The sequence below is a fragment of the Pseudomonas fluorescens genome (genome assembly GCF_902497895.1).
Lineage (GTDB): Bacteria > Pseudomonadota > Gammaproteobacteria > Pseudomonadales > Pseudomonadaceae > Aquipseudomonas > Aquipseudomonas fluorescens_BP.
Genome location: NZ_CABVHQ010000004.1, coordinates 105,761 through 123,961, shown reverse-complemented (window position 1 = coordinate 123,961; position 18,201 = coordinate 105,761). Strand labels below are relative to the sequence as shown.

The window sequence follows — 18,201 nt, the reverse complement described above, 5'->3', positions numbered from 1 at the left end:
CGCTGCTCACACTTGGCCGTATTGCTGTCCATGGCGTAGCCAGCGTTCCAGCAGCGGGCTTACATGTTGCGGCCAGCGCTCGAGCAAGGCTTGCGCCGCGTCGCGCACTGCAGGAAGCAGGTCGGCATCGCGCATCAGATCGGCGACCTTGAACTGCAACAGACCGGTTTGCCGGGTGCCGAGCATCTCGCCGGGACCGCGCAGTTCGAGGTCTTTTTCGGCGATGACGAAGCCGTCGTTGGTCTCGCGCATGATGCCCAGGCGTTGGCGACCGATCTGCGACAGTGGCGGATGGTAGAGCAGCACGCAGTGACTGGCGGCGCTGCCGCGACCGACTCGCCCGCGCAACTGGTGCAGCTGGGCGAGACCCAGGCGCTCGGGGTTTTCAATGATCATCAGGCTGGCGTTGGGCACGTCGACGCCCACTTCGATCACCGTGGTCGCCACCAGCAATTGCAGGGCGCCGGCCTTGAACTCGGCCATGACCGCAGCCTTCTCGACGGGCTTCATGCGCCCGTGAATCAGTCCGACCCGCAATTCGCCAAGGGCGCTGGTCAGGTCTTCATAGGTGGTTTCGGCGGCCTGGCAGGTAAGCTCTTCGGATTCTTCGATCAGCGTGCACACCCAATACGCCTGACGACCCTCGGCGCAGGCAGCGCGCACGCGTTCGATGACTTCGATGCGCCGGGTGTCGGTGATCAGCACGGTGTTCACCGGAGTCCGGCCGGGCGGCAGTTCGTCGAGGATCGAGGTGTCGAGGTCGGCGTAGGCGCTCATGGCCAGGGTGCGCGGAATCGGCGTGGCGGTCATGATCAGTTGATGCGGGCACATCCGCCCGCCGACGCCTTTCTGGCGCAGGGCCAGACGCTGCTGCACGCCGAAGCGGTGCTGCTCGTCGATGATCGCCAGCGCCAGGTTCTTGAACTGCACTTCGTCCTGGAACAGCGCATGGGTGCCGACCACCATTGGAATGCCGTTGGCGATCTGCTCCAGCGCCGCTACGCGGTTTTTGCCTTTGAGCTTGCCGGCCAGCCAGGCAGTTTCAATACCCAGCGGCTCGAGCCAGCGCGTGAAGTTGATGAAGTGCTGTTCGGCGAGAATCTCGGTCGGCGCCATCAGTGCGACCTGAAAGCCAGCCTCCAGCGCCTGCAAGGCAGCGAGGGCGGCGACCACGGTCTTGCCGGCGCCGACATCACCCTGGATCAGGCGCAGCATCGGCTCGGGCTGACTGAGGTCGTAGGCGATTTCGTTGCCGACCCGTTGCTGCGCGCCGGTTGGCGGGAAGCCCAGGTTGGCCAGGTATTTCGCTGGGAGTACCTTGGCTTTCGGCAAGGCCGGCGCACGTTGGGAGCGCAGGCTCTCACGCAAGCGCTGCTGGGATAATTGATGGGTCAACAGCTCTTCGAACGCCAGGCGGTGCTGCGCCCAGTGATGACCCAGGGCGAGCTCGTCGACGTCGGCGTCCGCCGGTGGATGGTGCAGGTAACGAATGGCGTCATCCAGCGGAGCCAGCTGATAGTCCCGCGCCAGTTCTTCCGGCAGCCAGTCGGGCAAGCTGCGGGGACCAAGCAGGGCCAGGGTTTGCTGGCACAGCTGGCGCAGCCGCTGCTGGGTCAGGCCTTCGGTAAGCGGGTAGATCGGCGTCAGGGTTTGATCCACCGGTGGTGGTTCGTCGCCGCTGATGGCGCGGTATTCCGGGTGGTAGATTTCCAGCCCTGACGCGCCGGGCCGGGCCTCGCCATAACAGCGCACGCGGGTGCCGCGTTTGAGGCCTTCCTTTTGCGCGTTGCTGAAATGGTAGAAGCGCAGGCTGAGCCCGCCGGTACCGTCCTGCAGGCGTACCAGCAAGCTGCGACGCTTGCCCATGACCACGTCGGCGCCGCTGACGGTACCTTCGATCACAGCATCCTGACCCGGCCGCAGTTGACCGATCGGCACCACGCGGGTGCGGTCCTGATAGCGCAATGGCAGGTGAAACAGGACGTCCTGGAGATTCTCCAGGCCGACCTTGGCCAGTTTCTCGGCCATGGCCTCACCGACGCCCTTGAGCGCAGTGACCGGCACCTTCGACAGCTCAGTCATTGCGCCTGCTCAGGCCGCTGCTGGTGGCTTGGCCACCGAGCACAGGCGGATCGAGTCAGCGAGGATTTCGATGGCTTTCGGCCGTGGGAAGCTGGCGCGCCAGGCGATCGCCACCGTACGGAAGGGCACCGGCGGTGTCAGTGGACGGACTTCGATCACCCCGGGGGCGTAGTGATGGCTGTCCACCGCCGAGAGCGGCAGGATCGAAATGCCGAGGCCGGATGCGACCATGTGCCGGATGGTTTCCAGGGAGCTGGACTCGACCGTGGTGTGCTTGGCGCCTTCGCTGCCCTTCAGGGTCGGGCAGGCCTCGAGGACTTGATCGCGGAAGCAGTGACCTTCGCCGAGCAGTAGCAGGCTCTTGTCGTTGAGCAGGCTGGCGTCGATGGTCTTCTTCTGGGTCCAGGGGTGCCCGCTTGGCATCAGCACGTAGAACGGCTCGTCGTACAGTTGCAGGGTCAACACGTCCGCTTCGTTGAACGGCAGGGCGATGATGATCGCGTCCAGCTCGCCGTTGCGCAGTTTGTCGCGCAGTACGTGGGTAAAGTTTTCTTCGATGTACAACGGCATCTGCGGGGCGACCCGGTGCAGTTGCGGAATCAGGTGCGGGAACAGGTAGGGGCCGACCGTATAGATCGCGCCGACTTTCAGCGGCGCGGTCAGCTGGTTTTTCCCGGCTTGGGCCAGTTCACGGATGCCTTGGGCTTGTTCAAGAACCTTCTGCGCCTGGGCGACGATGCCTTCGCCCACCGGCGTCAGGCGCACTGCGCTTTTGCTGCGCTCGAAAATCAGCACACCGAGTTCGTCTTCAAGCTTCTTCACGCCGACCGACAGGGTCGGCTGGCTGACATGGCAACGCTCCGCCGCATGGCCGAAGTGCTGCTCTTGGGCGAGGGTAACGATGTAGCGTAATTCTGTGAGAGTCATAGTGGCGTCCATGAGGTTGCGAGCCAAGCATACCGGCTGCAATCGATAGACGCACGTTATCAGAGAGAAGGCGCAGAGCGACACTCTGCAATGCATGTTTGGCGGTGACTGACATGCAAAAGGCACCTTTTGGTGCCTTTTGTTATGACCGCTGTCCCCTGTGGCGAGGGGGCTTGCCCCCGTTGGGCTGCGTAGCGGCCCCAAACCCGGCGACCGCGACCCATCAGGAGTACCGCGGTCGCTGATTTTACGACTGCTGCGCAGCCGAGCGGGGGCAAGCCCCCTCGCCACAAGGGTTCTGTCTTAGCGTCGGCGTTTTTCCAGGGAATAAACGAACGGCGCAACGATTTCGATCGAACCATTGCTCAGCATGTCGGCCGGCGGCTTGGGCAGGGGCTGGGCGCGGCGAATCATTTCCAGGGTGGCCCGGTCCAGATCGGCATTGCCTGAACGTCCTACCAGCTCAAAGGACAGCACATTGCCTTCAGCGTCGACCACGAAGCGCAGACGGTTCAAACCTTCCTTGCCGCGTGCTTGAGCTCCAGCCGGGTACTTTTTGTACTTTTGCAGGTGCGCCAACAGCGTGCCTTGCCAGCTTTCCTTGGCGGCCTTTTGCGCCGCGGTAGGGCCGGGTGCAGGCGCCGCGGATTTTTCCGTCGGTGCAGGCGTCGGTGGAGCGTCGCTAGGTTTTTCCTCGGAAGGTTTTTCCTTTGGCAGCTCCGGCTTTTTCTCCACCGGCTTGGGGGGTTGTGGCTTTGGCTTGGGTTTGACCGGCTTGGGCACGGAGATGGTCGGTTTCGGCGCTTCCGCGAGTTTTGGCAATGGCAGTTCTTCCACCGGTGCCGGTGGTTGCGGCGGCGTCACGACCTTGGGTGGGGCAGGTGGCGGTGGTGCCGGAAGCTGCGCCAGTTCTACCACCATCGCCAGCGGTGGCAGTTCGACCGGCTGTGGCGACGACGACCAGTTGAGCGCGAGGAGAATCGCGACCGCATGGACGCCCAGCACCACGGCCAGGCTACCGCTGTAACGCGTCAGCTTTTGGCGCGTCGTGATCATTTCTTGGCTGCCGTCTCAAGTCCGACCAGGCCGACTTTGAGGTAGCCGGCTGCCCGCAGGGCATCCATCACGCTCATCAAGTCACCGTAGTCCACGCCTTTATCGGCCTGGAAGAAGATCGTCGTGTCTTTCTTGCCCTGGGTTTTGGCGTCGAGGGTCGCGCCAAGGGTTTCGGCTTTGACTTCGTCCTCACCGAGGAACAGGCGCTGATCCGCCTTGACGCTGAGGAACACCGGCTTCTCTGGTCGCGGCGCCGGTTTGGCGGACGAGGCGGGCAGGTCGACTTTGATGTCGACAGTCGCCAGCGGTGCGGCGACCATGAAGATGATCAGCAGCACCAGCATCACGTCGATAAACGGCGTGACATTGATTTCGTGGTTCTCGGCGAGATCGTCGTCAGCGCCTTCTCTCAAATGCAGGCCCATGGCCGATTACCCCATTTTCACCATGTGCGGTTGCGAGCTGCGCTCGGTAGGCAGGTGGTCGAGGTCGCGGCTGACCAGCAACAGGACTTCGGCCGAAGCATCGGAAACCTGAGCCTTGTAACCGGCGATGGAGCGGGCGAAGACGTTGTAGATCACCACCGCCGGGATTGCCGCGACCAGGCCCAGTGCCGTTGCCAGCAGGGCTTCGGCGATGCCGGGAGCAACCACGGCGAGGTTGGTGGTCTGGGTCTTGGCGATGCCGATGAAGCTGTTCATGATGCCCCACACGGTACCGAACAGACCGACGAAGGGCGCGGTGGAACCGATGGTTGCCAACACGCCGGTGCCGCTGCTCATGTTTCGCCCGCAGGCTGCAACGAGACGCTCGAGGCGGAAGGCGACGCGTTCTTTGATGCCTTCTTTTTCACGGCTGTTGACCGACAGGCGCATTTCTTCCAGTGCATCGTGGACCAGCAGGTTGGCGAGGGTGCCTGCCTTGGTGGCAGTGACGCTGGCTTCTTTAAGGGTCATGGCTTTTTTCAGGTGGACGATTTCAGCGCGCAGACGACGCTTGGCGCCCAGCAGCTCAAAGCCCTTGGCGATCCAGATGGTCCAGGTGATGATCGAGGCGATGGCCAGACCGATCATCACGACTTTCACGATGATGTCGGCATTCTGGTACATGCCCCAAGGCGACAGATCGTGGGCCATGCCCAGCGAGTGATCCGCCTCAAGTGCTTCAGGCAGGTCTTCGGCAGGTGTGCCTTCAGCGGCCAGGGCCGGGTCGGCGGCGACCGGAGTCACAGCCGCAGCGGCAGGCTCGGCACTGCCCTGAACGGCGGCCGCAGGCGGGGTGGCTGGCACAGGCTCATCGGCGAAAGCGGCGGTAGGCGCCAGCAGCAGGCTGAACAGCAGCGCTGTTACCATGCGCCATGCGCCTGACGGGTTCGCAAGTTTGGTTGGCGAAGCGGGGAGTCGATTGCTTGTCATGCTGGCCGGACCTGAGAGAAAAAGAGGGTGGATGTCCTTCCAGGCCTCGCAGGGCCGAGAACAAAATAGGCAGGCATTATTGCAAGTAATTCTTGTTAACAAAAGTAATACAGTATCTTTTTTTCTTCGATTGCTAGCCGCCGGTCTGTTCTCGACGCCAGGCAATGTGCTTCTGAAAGGAGTTTTGTGATGCCCATCCCTTCTGTTTTAATCGCCGGCTGCGGTGATGTCGGTAGCCGTCTGGCCACGCAACTGTTGGTCGACAATTGGCGGGTTTACGGGTTGCGGCGCAACATTTCAGGCTTGCCGAGCGGTGTCGAAGGCGTGGCGGGCGATCTGTTCAGCGAGCAGTGCCCGGCTGACTGGCCGACTGCATCGGTGGACTATCTGGTGTATTGCGCCGCGGCCACGGTGCACGATGAGGCGGGCTATCGCGCTGCCTATGTCGAAGGCCTGCAGCATGTGCTGGGGTGGTTGAAGCAGCATGGGCAGCAGCCCAAGCGCCTGTTGTTTGTCTCCAGCAGTAGTGTCTATGGCCAGCAGACCGGCGAATGGGTCGATGAAAATTCGCCAACCGAGGCCACTGGTTACTCCGGGCGCTTGATGCTCGAGGCTGAGCAAGTGGCTTTGCACAGCGGCATACCGGCGAGTCTGGTGCGCTTGACCGGTATTTACGGGCCGGGTCGAGAGTGGCTGTTGACCCAAGTGCGCCAAGGCTATCGCGTGGCGATCGACCCACCGCTGTATGGCAACCGGATTCACGTCGATGACGCTGCAGGTCTGCTGGCGTTCCTGCTCCAGGCGGAGTATCGGGGGGCGGCGCTGCAGGACTGTTACATCGGAGTCGACGATGCGCCTGTGCCGCTGGCGGAAGTGCTCGACTGGTTGCGCGAGTATCTGGGGGTCACTGAATGGGCCGCCGATGCCAGTGTCCGCCGCAACGGCAGCAAGCGCTGCAGTAATGCCCGGGCCCGGGCGTTGGGCTGGGTACCGCGCTATCCGAGTTTTCGTGAGGGGTATGCGGCGATTCTTGAGGGGCGTTGCTGACGGTCAATCACCGCGATACAAATGTGGGAGCGACGGTGCGGCGATCCCACATTGGATTTTTATTGCAGCTAGGATCACTGTTTTTCCAATAACCACTGTCGAGTGCCAGGAGAGAGCGATGGCACTTCATCGGCCCGGGCCCCGTTGACTGCCTGGAAGATTTCCAGTTGATTGCCCTTGCGGGTGAAAATCCACGGGTTGCCCCGGTCGCCTTGCTGCAGCCAGAGATTGTCATAACCGCCGCTCATGGATGCGCAATCGCCGGCGAGGCACAACGCGTAGCGATCAGCGCCTGGCAGCCCTTCTATCCGGCCGTCGGCCTGGAACTGAACGGTGCTGCCTTCGCCTGGGCCGCTAAGCACTTTCCAGCCGCCACCCATGTAAGCGGAGTACAAGGCTCGTTCAAAGCTGGCGCCGACCGGTGCGCCTTCGGGAACCGTGCCTTGTGCGCGGTGGAAAACCTGTTCCGGTTCGGAGTCGGTTGCCGCTTGTTGCAGCTGTTTGCCGTCGCGACTGAGTTCGCTGGCGGAGCTGCCATAGAAGTCGATCTTCCAGGCTCCGGATTCTTCACCCAGCAGCTTGCCATCGACATTCTCGAAACCGTTGGTGTATCGCGCCTGACCGGCTCTGGTATTGATGTCCCATTCCAGGTTCGGACCATAGGCCTGGAGGGCTTCACGCAAGGGACCGCCTTTGGCGGCAGCATCGATTGCCGCCTGGTTGATCCAGGTGCCGCCGATGTCGCGGTCGGCGGGATCGCTGGCACAACCACCGAGAAAAACGGCAAGCAGCGAGAGAGCAAGCGCTTTGCGCATGAGGGAATCCTTTCAAAACGAAAATGGCGCAGCACCATGGCTGCGCCAGAACTTGTGGCCCGAATTACTCGATGACGAGAATGGCGTCCATCTCGACCTGCGAGCCTTTTGGCAGTGCCGCAACGCCGATAGCGGCGCGAGCAGGGTAAGGCTGGTCGAAGTATTTGCCCATGATTTCGTTGACCTTGGCGAAGTGGCTCAGGTCGGTGAGGAAGATGTTCAGTTTGACGATGTCCTTGAACGAACCACCGGCGGCTTCAGCCACGGCCTTGAGGTTCTCGAACACCTGAACGGTCTGGGCTTCGAAGCCTTCGACCAGCTCCATGGTTTTCGGGTCCAGCGGGATCTGGCCGGACATGTAGACAGTATTGCCAGCCTTGATTGCCTGGGAATAAGTGCCGATGGCAGCAGGTGCCTTGTCGCTGGTGATAACGGTTTTGGTCATGAATGACTCCTTGTAATGGGCAGGCTACGCACGCATGCGAGTGATGCGGGTGACCCCGGTCAGGGCACGCAGTTTCTTGATCACGCGGGCCAGGTGCACGCGGTCGTGCACGCTGACCACCAGTTGGACCACGCTGATGCGACCATCGCGTTCGTCCATGCTGATTTTTTCGATATTGCCGTCGGCGGCATTGACGCTGCTGGCCAGCAGGGCGATCAGGCCGCGCTGGTGTTCCAGTTCGACGCGCAGTTCGACGTTGAATTCGCCGGTGACATCCTTGGCCCAGGAAAGCTGGATGCATTTTTCCGGGTTATGGCGGATTTCACTGATGTTGCGGCAGTTGTCCAGGTGCACCACCATCCCTTTGCCTGCGGACAGGTGGCCGACGATCGGGTCGCCAGGGATCGGTGTGCAACATTTGGCGTAGCTCAGGACCAGGCCTTCGGTACCGCGAATCGCCAGCGGGCCTTCGGCGCTTGGCAGCTGTTCGCCTTCGCCGAGCAGGCGGCGAGCGACGACATAGGCCATGCGATTGCCCAGGCCGATGTCTTCCAGCAGGTCTTCGATCAGCTCCAGGCGATATTCATGGAGCATCAACTGGATGCGCTCGGCCGGAACTCTTTCCAGCGAACTGTTGAACCCGTTGAGCACCTTGTTCAGCAAGCGTTCGCCGAGGCTGATGGACTCGGAGCGGCGTTGCAGTTTCAGGGCGTGACGAATATGCGTGCGGGCCTTGCCGGTGACCACGAAGTTGAGCCACGCAGGGTTTGGCCGCGCGCCCGGAGCGCTGACGATTTCCACGGTCGAGCCGCTTTGCAGCGGTTCGGACAGCGGTGCCAGGCGACGGTTGATCCGACAGGCGATGCAGCTGTTGCCGACGTCGGTGTGGACCGCGTAGGCGAAATCGACCGCCGTGGAGCCTTTGGGCAGCTCCATGATCCGGCCTTTGGGCGTGAAGACGTAGACCTCGTCAGGGAACAGGTCGATCTTCACGCTTTCGATGAATTCCAGGGAGTTGCCGGCGCGCTGCTGCATTTCCAGCACGCCTTTGACCCACTGGCGGGCGCGGGCATGGGTGCCTTTGGGTTGCTCGTCACCGGTGGATTTGTACAGCCAATGGGCGGCGATGCCGTTGTTGGCCATCTCTTCCATTTCACGGGTGCGGATCTGGATCTCGATCGGTACGCCGTGCATGCCGAACAGCGTGGTATGCAGTGACTGATAGCCGTTGGCTTTGGGGATCGCGATGTAATCCTTGAAGCGCCCCGGCAGCGGTTTATATAAGTTATGTACAGCACCGAGCACCCGGTAGCAGGTATCGACCTTGTCGACGATGATCCGGAACGCGTAGACGTCCATGATCTCGTTGAACGCCCGACGCTTGCCGCGCATCTTCTTGTAGATGCCGTAGATGTGTTTCTGCCGACCGCTGACCTCGCCCTGTATGCCGTCGATGGCCAGGCAGTGGCTGAGGGATTCTTCGATCTTGTTGACGATTTCCTTGCGGTTGCCCCGGGCGCGCTTGACCGCCTGGTAGATTCGCGCGGAACGCATCGGGTGCATGGCCTTGAAGCCGAGGTCTTCGAATTCTACGCGGATACTGTGCATGCCCAGGCGGTTGGCGATCGGCGCATAGATCTCCAGGGTTTCCTTGGCGATCCGCCGGCGTTTCTCGCCGGACAACACTTCCAGGGTCCGCATGTTGTGCAGGCGGTCGGCCAGCTTGACCAGGATCACGCGAATATCGCGGGCCATGGCCATGGCCATTTTCTGGAAGTTTTCGGCTTGGGCTTCGGCCTTGGTCTCGAAGTTCATCTGGGTCAGTTTGCTGACCCCGTCGACCAGTTCGGCCACGGTTTCACCGAACTGCGCCGAGAGCGCTTCCTTGGCAATGCCGGTGTCTTCGATCACGTCATGCAGCATGGCCGCCATCAGGCTCTGATGGTCCATATGCATGTCGGCAAGAATATTCGCCACCGCCAGCGGGTGCGTGACGTAGGCTTCACCGCTACGACGGCGTTGGCCGTCGTGGGCTTGTTCGGCGTAGAAGTACGCTCGGCGAACCAGGTTGACCTGGTCCGTGCCGAGATAGGTCGATAAGCGATCGGCGAGGGCGTCTATGCTCGGCATGATGACTCCTGCCGATGGCTGTGACCCTGCGCCGTGCTACGTCGACCAGGCATAGGCTTAGACGGCCTCGTTGGACTCGTCCTCGAACGCCGCGAACAGCGGTTCGTCTTCAACGATTTCAGCTTCAGCGATAACTTCATAGCTCATCAGGCCAGCCGCGATTTCGCGCAACGCCATGACTGTAGGCTTATCGTTTTCCCAAGCCAGCTTTGGCTCTTTGCCGCCGGTCGCCAATTGACGAGCACGTTTGGTAGAGAGCATGACCAGCTCAAAGCGGTTAGCCACGTGATCTAGGCAGTCTTCAACGGTTACGCGGGCCATGGTATTCCTCGTAGCAAATGCAATATGCGCGCTGCCCGGATGGGCGAGCGGACTGAACAGTTTAAAAAAACACCAGCGTTTAGGGAAGCGCTGATTTTTCAACTGACTCTCCAACACGCTACAAGGGCCAATGTAAAGCCCTTGCAGCGGTTTAGGGAAGTGCTCTTTAGCCCAATAGTTCAGCCAGTAATTTGCCGAAACGCTGCTGCTGGCGTTTTTGATGGAGCTGGTTGGTGCGGAAAATCGCTTTCAGATCCTCCAGGGCAGTCGCAAAATCATCGTTGATGATCAGGTAGTCATAGTCGACGTAATGACTCATCTCGCTGACCGCTTCACGCATCCGGCCTTCGATGATTTCATCGCTGTCCTGGCCGCGATTGGTCAGGCGCTGACGCAAAGCCTGCTGGGACGGCGGCAGAATAAAGATCGAGCGGGCCTGGGGCATCAACTTGCGTACTTGCTCGGCGCCTTGCCAGTCAATTTCCAGGATCAGGTCGTGGCCTTCATCCAGGGTCTGCTGCAAATGGCTTTGCGAGGTGCCATAGAGGTTGCCGAAAACTTCGGCGCGCTCGAGGAAATCACCGTGTTCGATCATTCGCACGAACTCGGCGCGCTCGACGAAGTTGTAATTCACGCCATCGACTTCACCCGGGCGCATGGCGCGGGTGGTGTGGGAAACCGATACGCGGATTTGCGGCTGCGCGTCGATCAGGGCCTTGACCAGGCTGGTCTTGCCCGCGCCCGAAGGCGCGGAAATGATGTAGAGGGTGCCGGTGCTGTGGGTCATGTCGGGATAGCCTTACTCAATATTCTGCACTTGTTCGCGCATCTGCTCGATCAACACTTTGAGGTTGACCGCAGCCTGGGTGCTACGCGGGTCGAAGGCTTTGGAGCCCAGTGTGTTGGCTTCACGGTTGAGCTCCTGCATCAGGAAGTCCAGGCGCCGACCGGCAGCGCCACCGGACTTGAGCACGCGGCGAACTTCAATGATGTGGGTGCTCAACCGGTCCAGTTCTTCGGCCACGTCGCTTTTTTGCGCGAGCATGACCATTTCCTGTTCCAGGCGCTGCGGGTCCAGTTCGGCCTTCATGTCGGCGAAGCGGTCGAGGACTTTCTGGCGCTGGGTCGCGAGCATCTGCGGGACCAGTTCACGCAGGGTTACCACGTCTTCTTCGATGGAGCTCAGGCGGTCGCTGATCAGTCGGGCCAGCTCCGCGCCTTCGCGCTCGCGGCCACTCTTGAGCTCTTTCAAGCCCTGGTTGAACAGGGTCAAGGCTTCAGCGTTCAGCGCTTGCGGGTCGCTCGCGTCGGCCACCAGCACGCCCGGCCAGGCCAGGACTTCCAGCGGGTTCAAGGCTGCCGGGTGCTTGATCAGGCTGGCCACGGTCTCCGCCGCGGCAACCAGCTGCGCGGCGCGTTCGCGATCAACCTGCAATGGCTTGCCAGTGGTTTCTTCGGTAAAGCGCAGGGTGCATTCGAGTTTTCCGCGGGACAAACCCTGGCGCAGCGCTTCGCGAACAGCGCCCTCAAGGTCACGAAAAGACTCCGGCAGACGCAGGTGCGGTTCCAGGTAGCGGCTGTTGACCGAGCGCAACTCCCAACTCAGGGTGCCTTGGGCGCCGGCTTTTTCGACGCGGGCGAAGGCGGTCATGCTGTGCACCATGGAGGTACCTCGCGATTCGGGCCCACTACCAACCTTGAAGGGTTTGCGCGGGCCTGATGGATAAATTAAAGCCGACAGGCTGTAAAGGCGCAGGATTGTAACGCAGTGCAGCGAATGCCCCCAAACCCGGCGTGTGACAAAGCGCTGCGGGCGCCCGGCGGTCGGCCTCAAGCCCTTGTTCAGAGCCTTCGGTCGCGACGCAGGTTTTTTAGAAGTGCCCAGTCGGTGCTGCGGGCTCTATAATGCTCGGCAGATTTCCGTCCTCGTACAGGTATTCCCTATGAAACGTCCAAGTGGTCGCGCTGCCGATCAGCTCCGCTCGATCCGCATCACCCGCAACTACACCAAACACGCCGAGGGATCTGTACTGGTCGAGTTCGGTGACACCAAGGTGATTTGCACGGTCAGCGTCGAAAATGGCGTGCCGCGCTTCCTCAAGGGTCAGGGCCAGGGCTGGTTGACTGCTGAATACGGCATGCTGCCGCGCGCCACTGGCGAGCGTAACCAGCGTGAAGCGAGCCGTGGCAAACAAGGTGGTCGCACTCTGGAGATCCAGCGTTTGATCGGCCGTTCCCTGCGCGCCGCACTGGACATGTCCAAGCTGGGCGATGTCACCCTGTACGTCGATTGCGATGTGATCCAGGCTGATGGCGGCACTCGCACCGCGTCGATCACCGGGGCCATGGTTGCCCTTATCGATGCCTTGAAAGTGATCAAGAAGCGTGGCGGCCTGAAAGGCGGTGACCCGCTCAAGCAAATGATCGCGGCTGTTTCGGTGGGTATGTACCAGGGCGAGCCTGTGCTTGATCTGGATTACCTGGAAGACTCGGCTGCCGAGACTGACCTCAACGTCGTGATGACCAGCACCGGTGGCTTCATTGAGGTTCAGGGCACTGCCGAAGGCGTACCGTTCCAGCCTGAAGAGCTGAACGCGATGCTGGCGTTGGCGAAGAAAGGCATGAACGAGATTTTCGAGTTGCAGAAAGCGGCTCTGGCTGACTGATTGACCCGATTTCCAGCAAGGAGAGCGTCATCATGAGTGAGGATCAACTGCCACTGCCTGCGCCGAGCCGTGAGGTTCGCCAGTGGGCGATGTTTTGTCACTTGTCCGCATTGCTGGGGATCTGGATTCCTTTCGGTACCTTGATCGGGCCGCTGATTCTCTGGCAGTGGAAGCGCGAGACCGACCCGTTCATCGATGCCCAGGGCAAGGAAGCGCTGAACTTCCAGATCACCGTCGCCATTGCCTCGGCGATCTGCTTCTTGCTGATGATCATAGTGATCGGGTTCTTCCTGTTCGGGCTGGTGGCGATCGGCGCTCTGGTGCTGACGATCATTGCCGGGGTCAAGGCCAATGAAGGGCAGCCGTATCGCTATCCGTTCACCTGGCGGTTGATCAAGTAAGCGCTCACCGCAATCCCTTGTAGGAGCGAGCTTGCTCGCGATGAGGCCGTCACAGGCAACTGAGATGTTGACTGACAGATCGCTATCGCGAGCAAGCTCGCTCCTACATGGAATCAGCGGACACAAAAAAGCCGACATCGCTGTCGGCTTTTTTGTGGCTGTGAAACGACGCTTAGATGGTCAGCGTCCAGTCGTAGTCCACGATCAGTGGCGCATGCTGCGAGAAACGCGGCTGACGCGGCAGGCGTGCACTACGGACGAAACGACGCAGGCCCGGAGTCAGCAGCTGGTAGTCGAAACGCCAGCCCAGGTTGAGCATCTCGGCCTGTTCGTTGTCCGGCCACCAACTGTACTGGTCACCTTCACGGCTGACTTCACGCAGGGCATCGACATAACCCATGTTGCCGACAATCTCGTCCATCCAGGCCCGTTCAGGCGCCAGGAAGCCCGGAGATTGCTGGCTGTCGCGCCAGTTCTTGATATCCAGCTTCTGTTGGGCCACGTAGAGCGAGCCACAATAAATGTACTCGCGCCGTTTGCGCCGCTGTTTATCCAGATAGCGGGCGAAGTCGTCCATAAACTTGAACTTCTGGTTCAAGTCTTCATCGCCATTCTGCCCTGATGGAAGCAGCAAGGTCGCGATGCTGACCTTATCGAAATCGGCTTGCAGGTAGCGCCCGTAGCGGTCTGCCGTCTCGAAACCGAGACCACTGATGACAGCCTTCGGTTGCAGCCGCGAATACAAAGCCACGCCACCTTGGGCGGGGACTTCGGCTTCGCAGGCATAAAGGAAGTAGCCATCCAGTTGGAAGGCTGGGTCGTCCAGTTCAAAGGCGGAGGCGCGGGTGTCCTGCAGGCAGATGACGTCGGCGTTCTGTGCTTGCAGCCAACTGAGCAAACCACGCTCGACTGCAGCCTGAATACCATTGACGTTCACACTGATGATCCGCATAAATGGCCCCAAAAATCGCGTGCGTGTATGATACCCGAGGTCTACCTAATTAGCTAAATCCGTGATATTGGGGCTTTTTTCATGCAGGCGTATCAGCGCGATTTCATTCGTTTTGCCATCGATCGCGGCGTTTTGCGCTTCGGTGAGTTCACCCTGAAGTCCGGGCGTACCAGTCCTTACTTCTTCAATGCCGGTCTGTTCAACAGCGGTTCGGCCCTGGCGCAGCTCGGTCGCTTCTACGCGGCAGCCATTGTTGAAAGCGGAATTTCTTTCGACGTACTGTTCGGCCCGGCCTACAAAGGCATTCCTTTGGCGGCGACCACTGCTGTGGCCCTGGCTGAGCACCACCTGCTCGATCTGCCATGGTGCTTCAATCGCAAGGAAGCCAAGGCTCACGGTGAGGGCGGCAGCCTGGTCGGCGCTCCGCTGGCGGGTGATGTGTTGATCATCGACGACGTGATCACTGCCGGCACGGCAATCCGCGAGGTGATGCAAATCATCGCTTCCCAGGACGGCGCCAAGGCTGCCGGTGTGTTAATCGCCCTGAATCGTCAGGAGCGTGGCACCGGTGAATTGTCGGCTATTCAGGAAGTGGAGCGTGACTTTGGCATTCCAGTGATCAGCATTGTTTCGCTGAACCAGGTGCTCGAGTTCCTGGCTGACGATCCGCAGCTCAAGCAACACCTGCCGGCAGTTGAAGCCTACCGCGCACAGTTCGGCGTCTGACCACAAATCCCCTGTGGGAGCGAGCTTGCTCGCGATGAGGCCTTCACATTCAAAATTGATGTGACTGAAAGACCGCTATCGCGAGCAAGCTCGCTCCCACAGGGATCGCAGACAAAAAAAGACCCCGCTCAGCCAGGCTGAGCGGGGTCTTTTGGTATGCGTTGCTTAGTGACGCTTGCGATTGCTGATCAGCGTACCCACACCTGTATCGGTGAAGATTTCCAGCAACACCGCGTTCGGAACGCGACCGTCGATGATGTGCGAAGTGGCCACGCCGCCTTGCACCGCTTCCAGTGCACAACGGATCTTCGGCAGCATGCCGCCGTAGATGGTCCCGTCAGCGATCAGCTCGTTGACTTGCTCGGTAGTCAGGCCTGTCAGGACCTGGCCTTGCTTGTCCATCAGGCCCGCGATGTTGGTCAGCAGCATCAGCTTCTCGGCCTTGAGGGCTTCAGCGACTTTGCCGGCCACCAGGTCCGCGTTGATGTTGTACGACTCGCCATTGGCGCCGACACCGATAGGGGCGATGACCGGGATGAAATCGCCTTTGACCAGCAGGTTCAGCAGGTCGGTGTTGATCCCGACAACTTCGCCAACGTGGCCGATGTCGATGATTTCCGGGGTGGTCATTTCCGGCGTCTGGCGGGTGACGGTGAGCTTTTTCGCGCGAATCAGCTCGGCGTCCTTGCCGGTCAGGCCGATGGCGCTGCCGCCATGACGGTTGATCAGGTTGACGATGTCCTTGTTCACCTGGCCGCCGAGGACCATTTCCACGACGTCCATGGTCTGCGAATCGGTGACGCGCATACCGTCGACGAAATGGCTCTCGATCGACAGCCGCTTGAGCAGATCACCGATCTGCGGGCCGCCGCCGTGAACGACCACCGGGTTGATGCCCACGGCCTTCATCAGCACGATATCGCGAGCAAAGCCGGTTTTCAGCTCGTCACTTTCCATAGCGTTGCCGCCATATTTGATCACCAGCGTCTTGCCGACGTAGCGGCGAATATAAGGCAGCGCTTCGGATAGAACCTTGGCGGTGTTGGCGGCGGCATCGCGTTCGAGGGTCATTCAGGGCTCCGGTGAAACTGTTTAGTGAATCAGAACGGTAGTTGTAGATCAGGGGCAACACGTTTCAGCTGAGCGTGGAACACGTCCTTGATGCGCTGCAACTCGGCCTCGGTATCGGCTTCGAAACGCAGTACCAGCACCGGCGTGGTGTTGGAAGCGCGAACCAGGCCCCAGCCTTCGGCGTAGTCGACCCGCACACCATCGATGGTGGTCAGGTCGGCGCCTTCGCCCCACTGCGCGTCGTGCAATGCATCAATGATGCTGAATTTGCTCTCTTCGGTCACATGGATATTGATTTCCGGCGTAGAAATATCGTTCGGGAAGGTCGCAAACAACTCCTCCGCAGTGGATTTTTCCTTGCTGAGGATCTCCAGCAGTCGCGCGGCGCTGTAGATGCCGTCGTCGAAACCGAACCAGCGCTCCTTGAAGAAGATATGCCCGCTCATTTCACCGGCCAACAGCGCGCCAGTTTGCTTCATTTTCTTTTTGATCAACGAATGACCGGTCTTCCACATTAGAGGACGACCACCGTACTCCTTGATCAGTGGCGTCAGGCGACGGGTGCATTTGACGTCGAAAATGATCTCTGCGTCCGGATTGCGTGCCACAACGTCGCGGGCGAACAGCATCAACAGCCGGTCCGGGAAGACGATGTTGCCGGTGTTGGTTACCACGCCGACGCGATCGCCATCGCCGTCGAAGGCCAGGCCCAGGTCGGCGTTCACTTCCTTGACCTTGGCGATCAGGTCCACCAGGTTTTCAGGCTTGCCCGGATCCGGGTGGTGGTTCGGGAAGTTGCCGTCGACTTCGCAGAACAGTGGGATGACTTCGCAGTTCAGGGCTTCGATCAGTTGCGGGGCGATCACGCCGGCGGCGCCGTTGCCGCAATCGACTACCACTTTCAGGCGGCGAGCCAGTTTGATGTCCTGGACGATTTCGGTGTTGTAGCGCTCGAGTATCTCGACCTGGGTGATGCTGCCCTTGCCGCTGCTCAGGTTATTGGTCTTGAGGCGTTCGTGCAGGGCCTGGATCTGTTCGTTCGCCAGGGTGTCACCGGCAATGACGATCTTGAAACCGTTGTAGTTCGACGGGTTGTGGCTACCGGTAAGCATCACACCGGATTTGCCGGCCAGTACGTTGGCGGCGTAATACAGCGCAGGCGTTGGCACCAGGCCGACGTCGCTGACGTGGCAACCGCTGTCGGCCAGGCCCTGGATCAGACGTTCCACCAGCTCTGGACCGGACAGGCGGCCGTCGCGGCCAACGGAAACGTTTGGTTCGTCCTGGGCCAGGCTCTGGGAGCCGATGGCGCGTCCGAGCCAGTAAGCGGTTTCAGCGTTCAAGAATTCCGGGACGGTGCCGCGGATGTCGTAGGCGCGGAAAATGCTGTCAGGGAAGTTCGGTGCGACTTGGGCTGGGGTGCTCATTTCTGGAAATGCTCCATCTCGAAAGTGGCTGGACCTGCCTGCGAAAAACTCGTCGGCAGTCTCAAACTGAAGGATATGACGGCGTATTCGGCAGAGAGTTCGTGGTGTGCAAAGGCCATGCCACCAAAGTCCGTAACCGAATGGCTGGTCAATGCCTTGATTTTCGGCGGTAAAGGTTCCAATGAAGGCTGCGCAATTTTTTCGTCCCTGAAATACAAAGTGCGGGTTTCAGGCCGGGCAGGGCCCCCGGCCGTCCTATGATCAGTGGCTGCCGGAGTGCCCGAAACCGCCGGTGCCGCGCTGGGATTCATCAAACTCTTCGACCAGCTCGAAGTGCGCTTGAACCACGGGAACCAGCACCAACTGGGCCAGACGTTCGCCAATCACGATGGTGAAATCGGTCTGGCCACGGTTCCAGCACGACACCATCAGCGGGCCCTGGTAATCGGAGTCGATCAGGCCGACCAGATTGCCCAGCACGATGCCGTGCTTATGGCCCAGGCCTGAGCGCGGCAGAATCAGTGCCGCTAAACCCGGATCGCCGATGTAAACCGACAGGCCGGTAGGGATCAGCAGGGTTTCGCCTGGCTTGATGGTAGTGTCTTTTTCCAGCATGGCGCGCAGGTCGAGGCCGGCGGAACCCGGTGTGGCGTACTGCGGCAGCGGGAATTCAGTACCAATGCGTGGGTCGAGGATCTTGGCTTGTAAGGTGTGCATGCG

The 18,201-nt window shown here is 60.5% G+C and carries 18 protein-coding genes and 1 pseudogene; 4 read left to right on the top strand and 15 right to left on the bottom strand.

Annotated elements, in window-relative coordinates; translation table 11 throughout:
* Window positions 1-6 precede the first annotated feature (6 nt).
* The 5 genes from recG to exbB all read right to left on the bottom strand — a co-directional run bounded on the left by recG (window position 7) and on the right by exbB (window position 5,480).
* Window positions 7-2,082: an ATP-dependent DNA helicase RecG gene (recG, locus tag F8N21_RS03375; protein ID WP_150640769.1), complete on the bottom strand. Its 2,076-nt coding sequence runs from the start codon at window positions 2,080-2,082 to the stop codon at window positions 7-9.
* A 9-nt stretch (window positions 2,083-2,091) separates the two neighbouring features.
* Window positions 2,092-3,009 carry a hydrogen peroxide-inducible genes activator gene (locus F8N21_RS03370; protein WP_150640768.1) on the bottom strand — a complete coding sequence of 306 codons (918 nt, stop codon included), beginning with the start codon at window positions 3,007-3,009 and terminating at the stop codon, window positions 2,092-2,094.
* A gap of 303 nt (window positions 3,010-3,312) precedes the next feature.
* Entirely contained in the window at window positions 3,313-4,065 is a 753-nt protein-coding gene (locus F8N21_RS03365; protein ID WP_150640767.1) for an energy transducer TonB, read from the bottom strand.
* Window positions 4,062-4,490, bottom strand: coding sequence for a TonB system transport protein ExbD (exbD, locus tag F8N21_RS03360; protein ID WP_150640766.1), 429 nt, complete (start codon window positions 4,488-4,490; stop codon window positions 4,062-4,064). The genes F8N21_RS03365 and exbD overlap by 4 nt, the downstream gene beginning before the upstream one ends.
* A gap of 6 nt (window positions 4,491-4,496) precedes the next feature.
* Window positions 4,497-5,480 (bottom strand): tonB-system energizer ExbB, encoded by a 984-nt coding sequence (exbB, locus tag F8N21_RS03355; protein WP_150640765.1) that lies wholly within the window; start codon window positions 5,478-5,480, stop codon window positions 4,497-4,499.
* A 189-nt stretch (window positions 5,481-5,669) separates the two neighbouring features.
* Here exbB and F8N21_RS03350 point away from each other — a divergent pair, with 189 nt between their 5' ends.
* Window positions 5,670-6,527 (top strand): SDR family oxidoreductase, encoded by an 858-nt coding sequence (locus tag F8N21_RS03350; RefSeq protein ID WP_150640764.1) that lies wholly within the window; start codon window positions 5,670-5,672, stop codon window positions 6,525-6,527.
* A 74-nt stretch (window positions 6,528-6,601) separates the two neighbouring features.
* Here F8N21_RS03350 and F8N21_RS03345 read toward each other — a convergent pair whose 3' ends face one another.
* From F8N21_RS03345 to F8N21_RS03320, 6 genes are all read right to left on the bottom strand, one after another.
* Window positions 6,602-7,342 carry a hypothetical protein gene (locus F8N21_RS03345; protein WP_150640763.1) on the bottom strand — a complete coding sequence of 247 codons (741 nt, stop codon included), beginning with the start codon at window positions 7,340-7,342 and terminating at the stop codon, window positions 6,602-6,604.
* Between the two features lie 64 nt (window positions 7,343-7,406).
* Window positions 7,407-7,787: a RidA family protein gene (locus F8N21_RS03340; RefSeq protein WP_003229509.1), complete on the bottom strand. Its 381-nt coding sequence runs from the start codon at window positions 7,785-7,787 to the stop codon at window positions 7,407-7,409.
* A 24-nt stretch (window positions 7,788-7,811) separates the two neighbouring features.
* Window positions 7,812-9,917, bottom strand: a complete 2,106-nt coding sequence (gene spoT, locus F8N21_RS03335) for a bifunctional GTP diphosphokinase/guanosine-3',5'-bis pyrophosphate 3'-pyrophosphohydrolase (RefSeq protein ID WP_150640762.1) — start codon at window positions 9,915-9,917, stop codon at window positions 7,812-7,814.
* Between the two features lie 57 nt (window positions 9,918-9,974).
* Window positions 9,975-10,238, bottom strand: coding sequence for a DNA-directed RNA polymerase subunit omega (rpoZ, locus tag F8N21_RS03330; protein ID WP_150640823.1), 264 nt, complete (start codon window positions 10,236-10,238; stop codon window positions 9,975-9,977).
* Between the two features lie 166 nt (window positions 10,239-10,404).
* Window positions 10,405-11,025: a guanylate kinase gene (gene gmk / locus F8N21_RS03325; protein ID WP_150640761.1), complete on the bottom strand. Its 621-nt coding sequence runs from the start codon at window positions 11,023-11,025 to the stop codon at window positions 10,405-10,407.
* A gap of 12 nt (window positions 11,026-11,037) precedes the next feature.
* Window positions 11,038-11,901: a YicC/YloC family endoribonuclease gene (locus F8N21_RS03320; RefSeq protein ID WP_150640760.1), complete on the bottom strand. Its 864-nt coding sequence runs from the start codon at window positions 11,899-11,901 to the stop codon at window positions 11,038-11,040.
* 280 nt (window positions 11,902-12,181) lie between these two features.
* Between F8N21_RS03320 and rph the strand changes: the two genes are divergently transcribed.
* Together rph and F8N21_RS03310 are read left to right on the top strand one after the other, a co-directional pair.
* The gene (gene rph / locus F8N21_RS03315; protein WP_150640759.1) at window positions 12,182-12,904 is read left to right on the top strand and encodes a ribonuclease PH; all 723 of its coding nucleotides are present in this window, start codon (window positions 12,182-12,184) and stop codon (window positions 12,902-12,904) included.
* A 32-nt stretch (window positions 12,905-12,936) separates the two neighbouring features.
* A complete protein-coding gene (locus F8N21_RS03310; protein WP_150640758.1) occupies window positions 12,937-13,305 on the top strand; it encodes a DUF4870 domain-containing protein in 369 nt (122 codons plus the stop codon).
* Between the two features lie 172 nt (window positions 13,306-13,477).
* Here F8N21_RS03310 and F8N21_RS03300 read toward each other — a convergent pair whose 3' ends face one another.
* Window positions 13,478-14,257: an exodeoxyribonuclease III gene (locus F8N21_RS03300; RefSeq protein WP_150640757.1), complete on the bottom strand. Its 780-nt coding sequence runs from the start codon at window positions 14,255-14,257 to the stop codon at window positions 13,478-13,480.
* An 81-nt stretch (window positions 14,258-14,338) separates the two neighbouring features.
* On the opposite strand from F8N21_RS03300, the gene pyrE reads away from it, so the two are divergent.
* Window positions 14,339-14,983, top strand: a complete 645-nt coding sequence (gene pyrE / locus F8N21_RS03295; RefSeq protein WP_150640756.1) for an orotate phosphoribosyltransferase — start codon at window positions 14,339-14,341, stop codon at window positions 14,981-14,983.
* Window positions 14,984-15,148: 165 nt separating this feature from the next.
* Here pyrE and argB read toward each other — a convergent pair whose 3' ends face one another.
* The 3 genes and pseudogenes from argB to dut all read right to left on the bottom strand — a co-directional run bounded on the left by argB (window position 15,149) and on the right by dut (window position 18,198).
* Window positions 15,149-16,054, bottom strand: coding sequence for an acetylglutamate kinase (gene argB / locus F8N21_RS03290; RefSeq protein ID WP_150640755.1), 906 nt, complete (start codon window positions 16,052-16,054; stop codon window positions 15,149-15,151).
* 29 nt (window positions 16,055-16,083) lie between these two features.
* Window positions 16,084-17,487, bottom strand: a pseudogene (locus F8N21_RS03285) (phosphomannomutase/phosphoglucomutase); the annotation flags it as partial.
* Window positions 17,488-17,742: 255 nt separating this feature from the next.
* Window positions 17,743-18,198 carry a dUTP diphosphatase gene (gene dut, locus F8N21_RS03275; protein ID WP_150640752.1) on the bottom strand — a complete coding sequence of 152 codons (456 nt, stop codon included), beginning with the start codon at window positions 18,196-18,198 and terminating at the stop codon, window positions 17,743-17,745.
* Between the last annotated feature and the right edge of the window lie 3 nt (window positions 18,199-18,201).

Bases quoted from the DNA above. Each gene is read 5' to 3' on its own strand.
- pyrE (WP_150640756.1), top strand. From the start codon at position 14,339: ATGCAGGCGTATCAGCGCGATTTCATTCGTTTTGCCATCGATCGCGGC.
- F8N21_RS03365 (WP_150640767.1), bottom strand. From the start codon at position 4,065: ATGATCACGACGCGCCAAAAGCTGACGCGTTACAGCGGTAGCCTGGCC.
- F8N21_RS03350 (WP_150640764.1), top strand. From the start codon at position 5,670: ATGCCCATCCCTTCTGTTTTAATCGCCGGCTGCGGTGATGTCGGTAGC.
- spoT (WP_150640762.1), bottom strand. From the start codon at position 9,917: ATGCCGAGCATAGACGCCCTCGCCGATCGCTTATCGACCTATCTCGGC.
- recG (WP_150640769.1), bottom strand. From the start codon at position 2,082: ATGACTGAGCTGTCGAAGGTGCCGGTCACTGCGCTCAAGGGCGTCGGT.
- exbD (WP_150640766.1), bottom strand. From the start codon at position 4,490: ATGGGCCTGCATTTGAGAGAAGGCGCTGACGACGATCTCGCCGAGAAC.
- exbB (WP_150640765.1), bottom strand. From the start codon at position 5,480: ATGACAAGCAATCGACTCCCCGCTTCGCCAACCAAACTTGCGAACCCG.
- gmk (WP_150640761.1), bottom strand. From the start codon at position 11,025: ATGACCCACAGCACCGGCACCCTCTACATCATTTCCGCGCCTTCGGGC.
- F8N21_RS03310 (WP_150640758.1), top strand. From the start codon at position 12,937: ATGAGTGAGGATCAACTGCCACTGCCTGCGCCGAGCCGTGAGGTTCGC.
- F8N21_RS03340 (WP_003229509.1), bottom strand. From the start codon at position 7,787: ATGACCAAAACCGTTATCACCAGCGACAAGGCACCTGCTGCCATCGGC.
- F8N21_RS03370 (WP_150640768.1), bottom strand. From the start codon at position 3,009: ATGACTCTCACAGAATTACGCTACATCGTTACCCTCGCCCAAGAGCAG.
- F8N21_RS03345 (WP_150640763.1), bottom strand. From the start codon at position 7,342: ATGCGCAAAGCGCTTGCTCTCTCGCTGCTTGCCGTTTTTCTCGGTGGT.
- rph (WP_150640759.1), top strand. From the start codon at position 12,182: ATGAAACGTCCAAGTGGTCGCGCTGCCGATCAGCTCCGCTCGATCCGC.
- argB (WP_150640755.1), bottom strand. From the start codon at position 16,054: ATGACCCTCGAACGCGATGCCGCCGCCAACACCGCCAAGGTTCTATCC.
- dut (WP_150640752.1), bottom strand. From the start codon at position 18,198: ATGCACACCTTACAAGCCAAGATCCTCGACCCACGCATTGGTACTGAA.
- rpoZ (WP_150640823.1), bottom strand. From the start codon at position 10,238: ATGGCCCGCGTAACCGTTGAAGACTGCCTAGATCACGTGGCTAACCGC.
- F8N21_RS03300 (WP_150640757.1), bottom strand. From the start codon at position 14,257: ATGCGGATCATCAGTGTGAACGTCAATGGTATTCAGGCTGCAGTCGAG.
- F8N21_RS03320 (WP_150640760.1), bottom strand. From the start codon at position 11,901: ATGGTGCACAGCATGACCGCCTTCGCCCGCGTCGAAAAAGCCGGCGCC.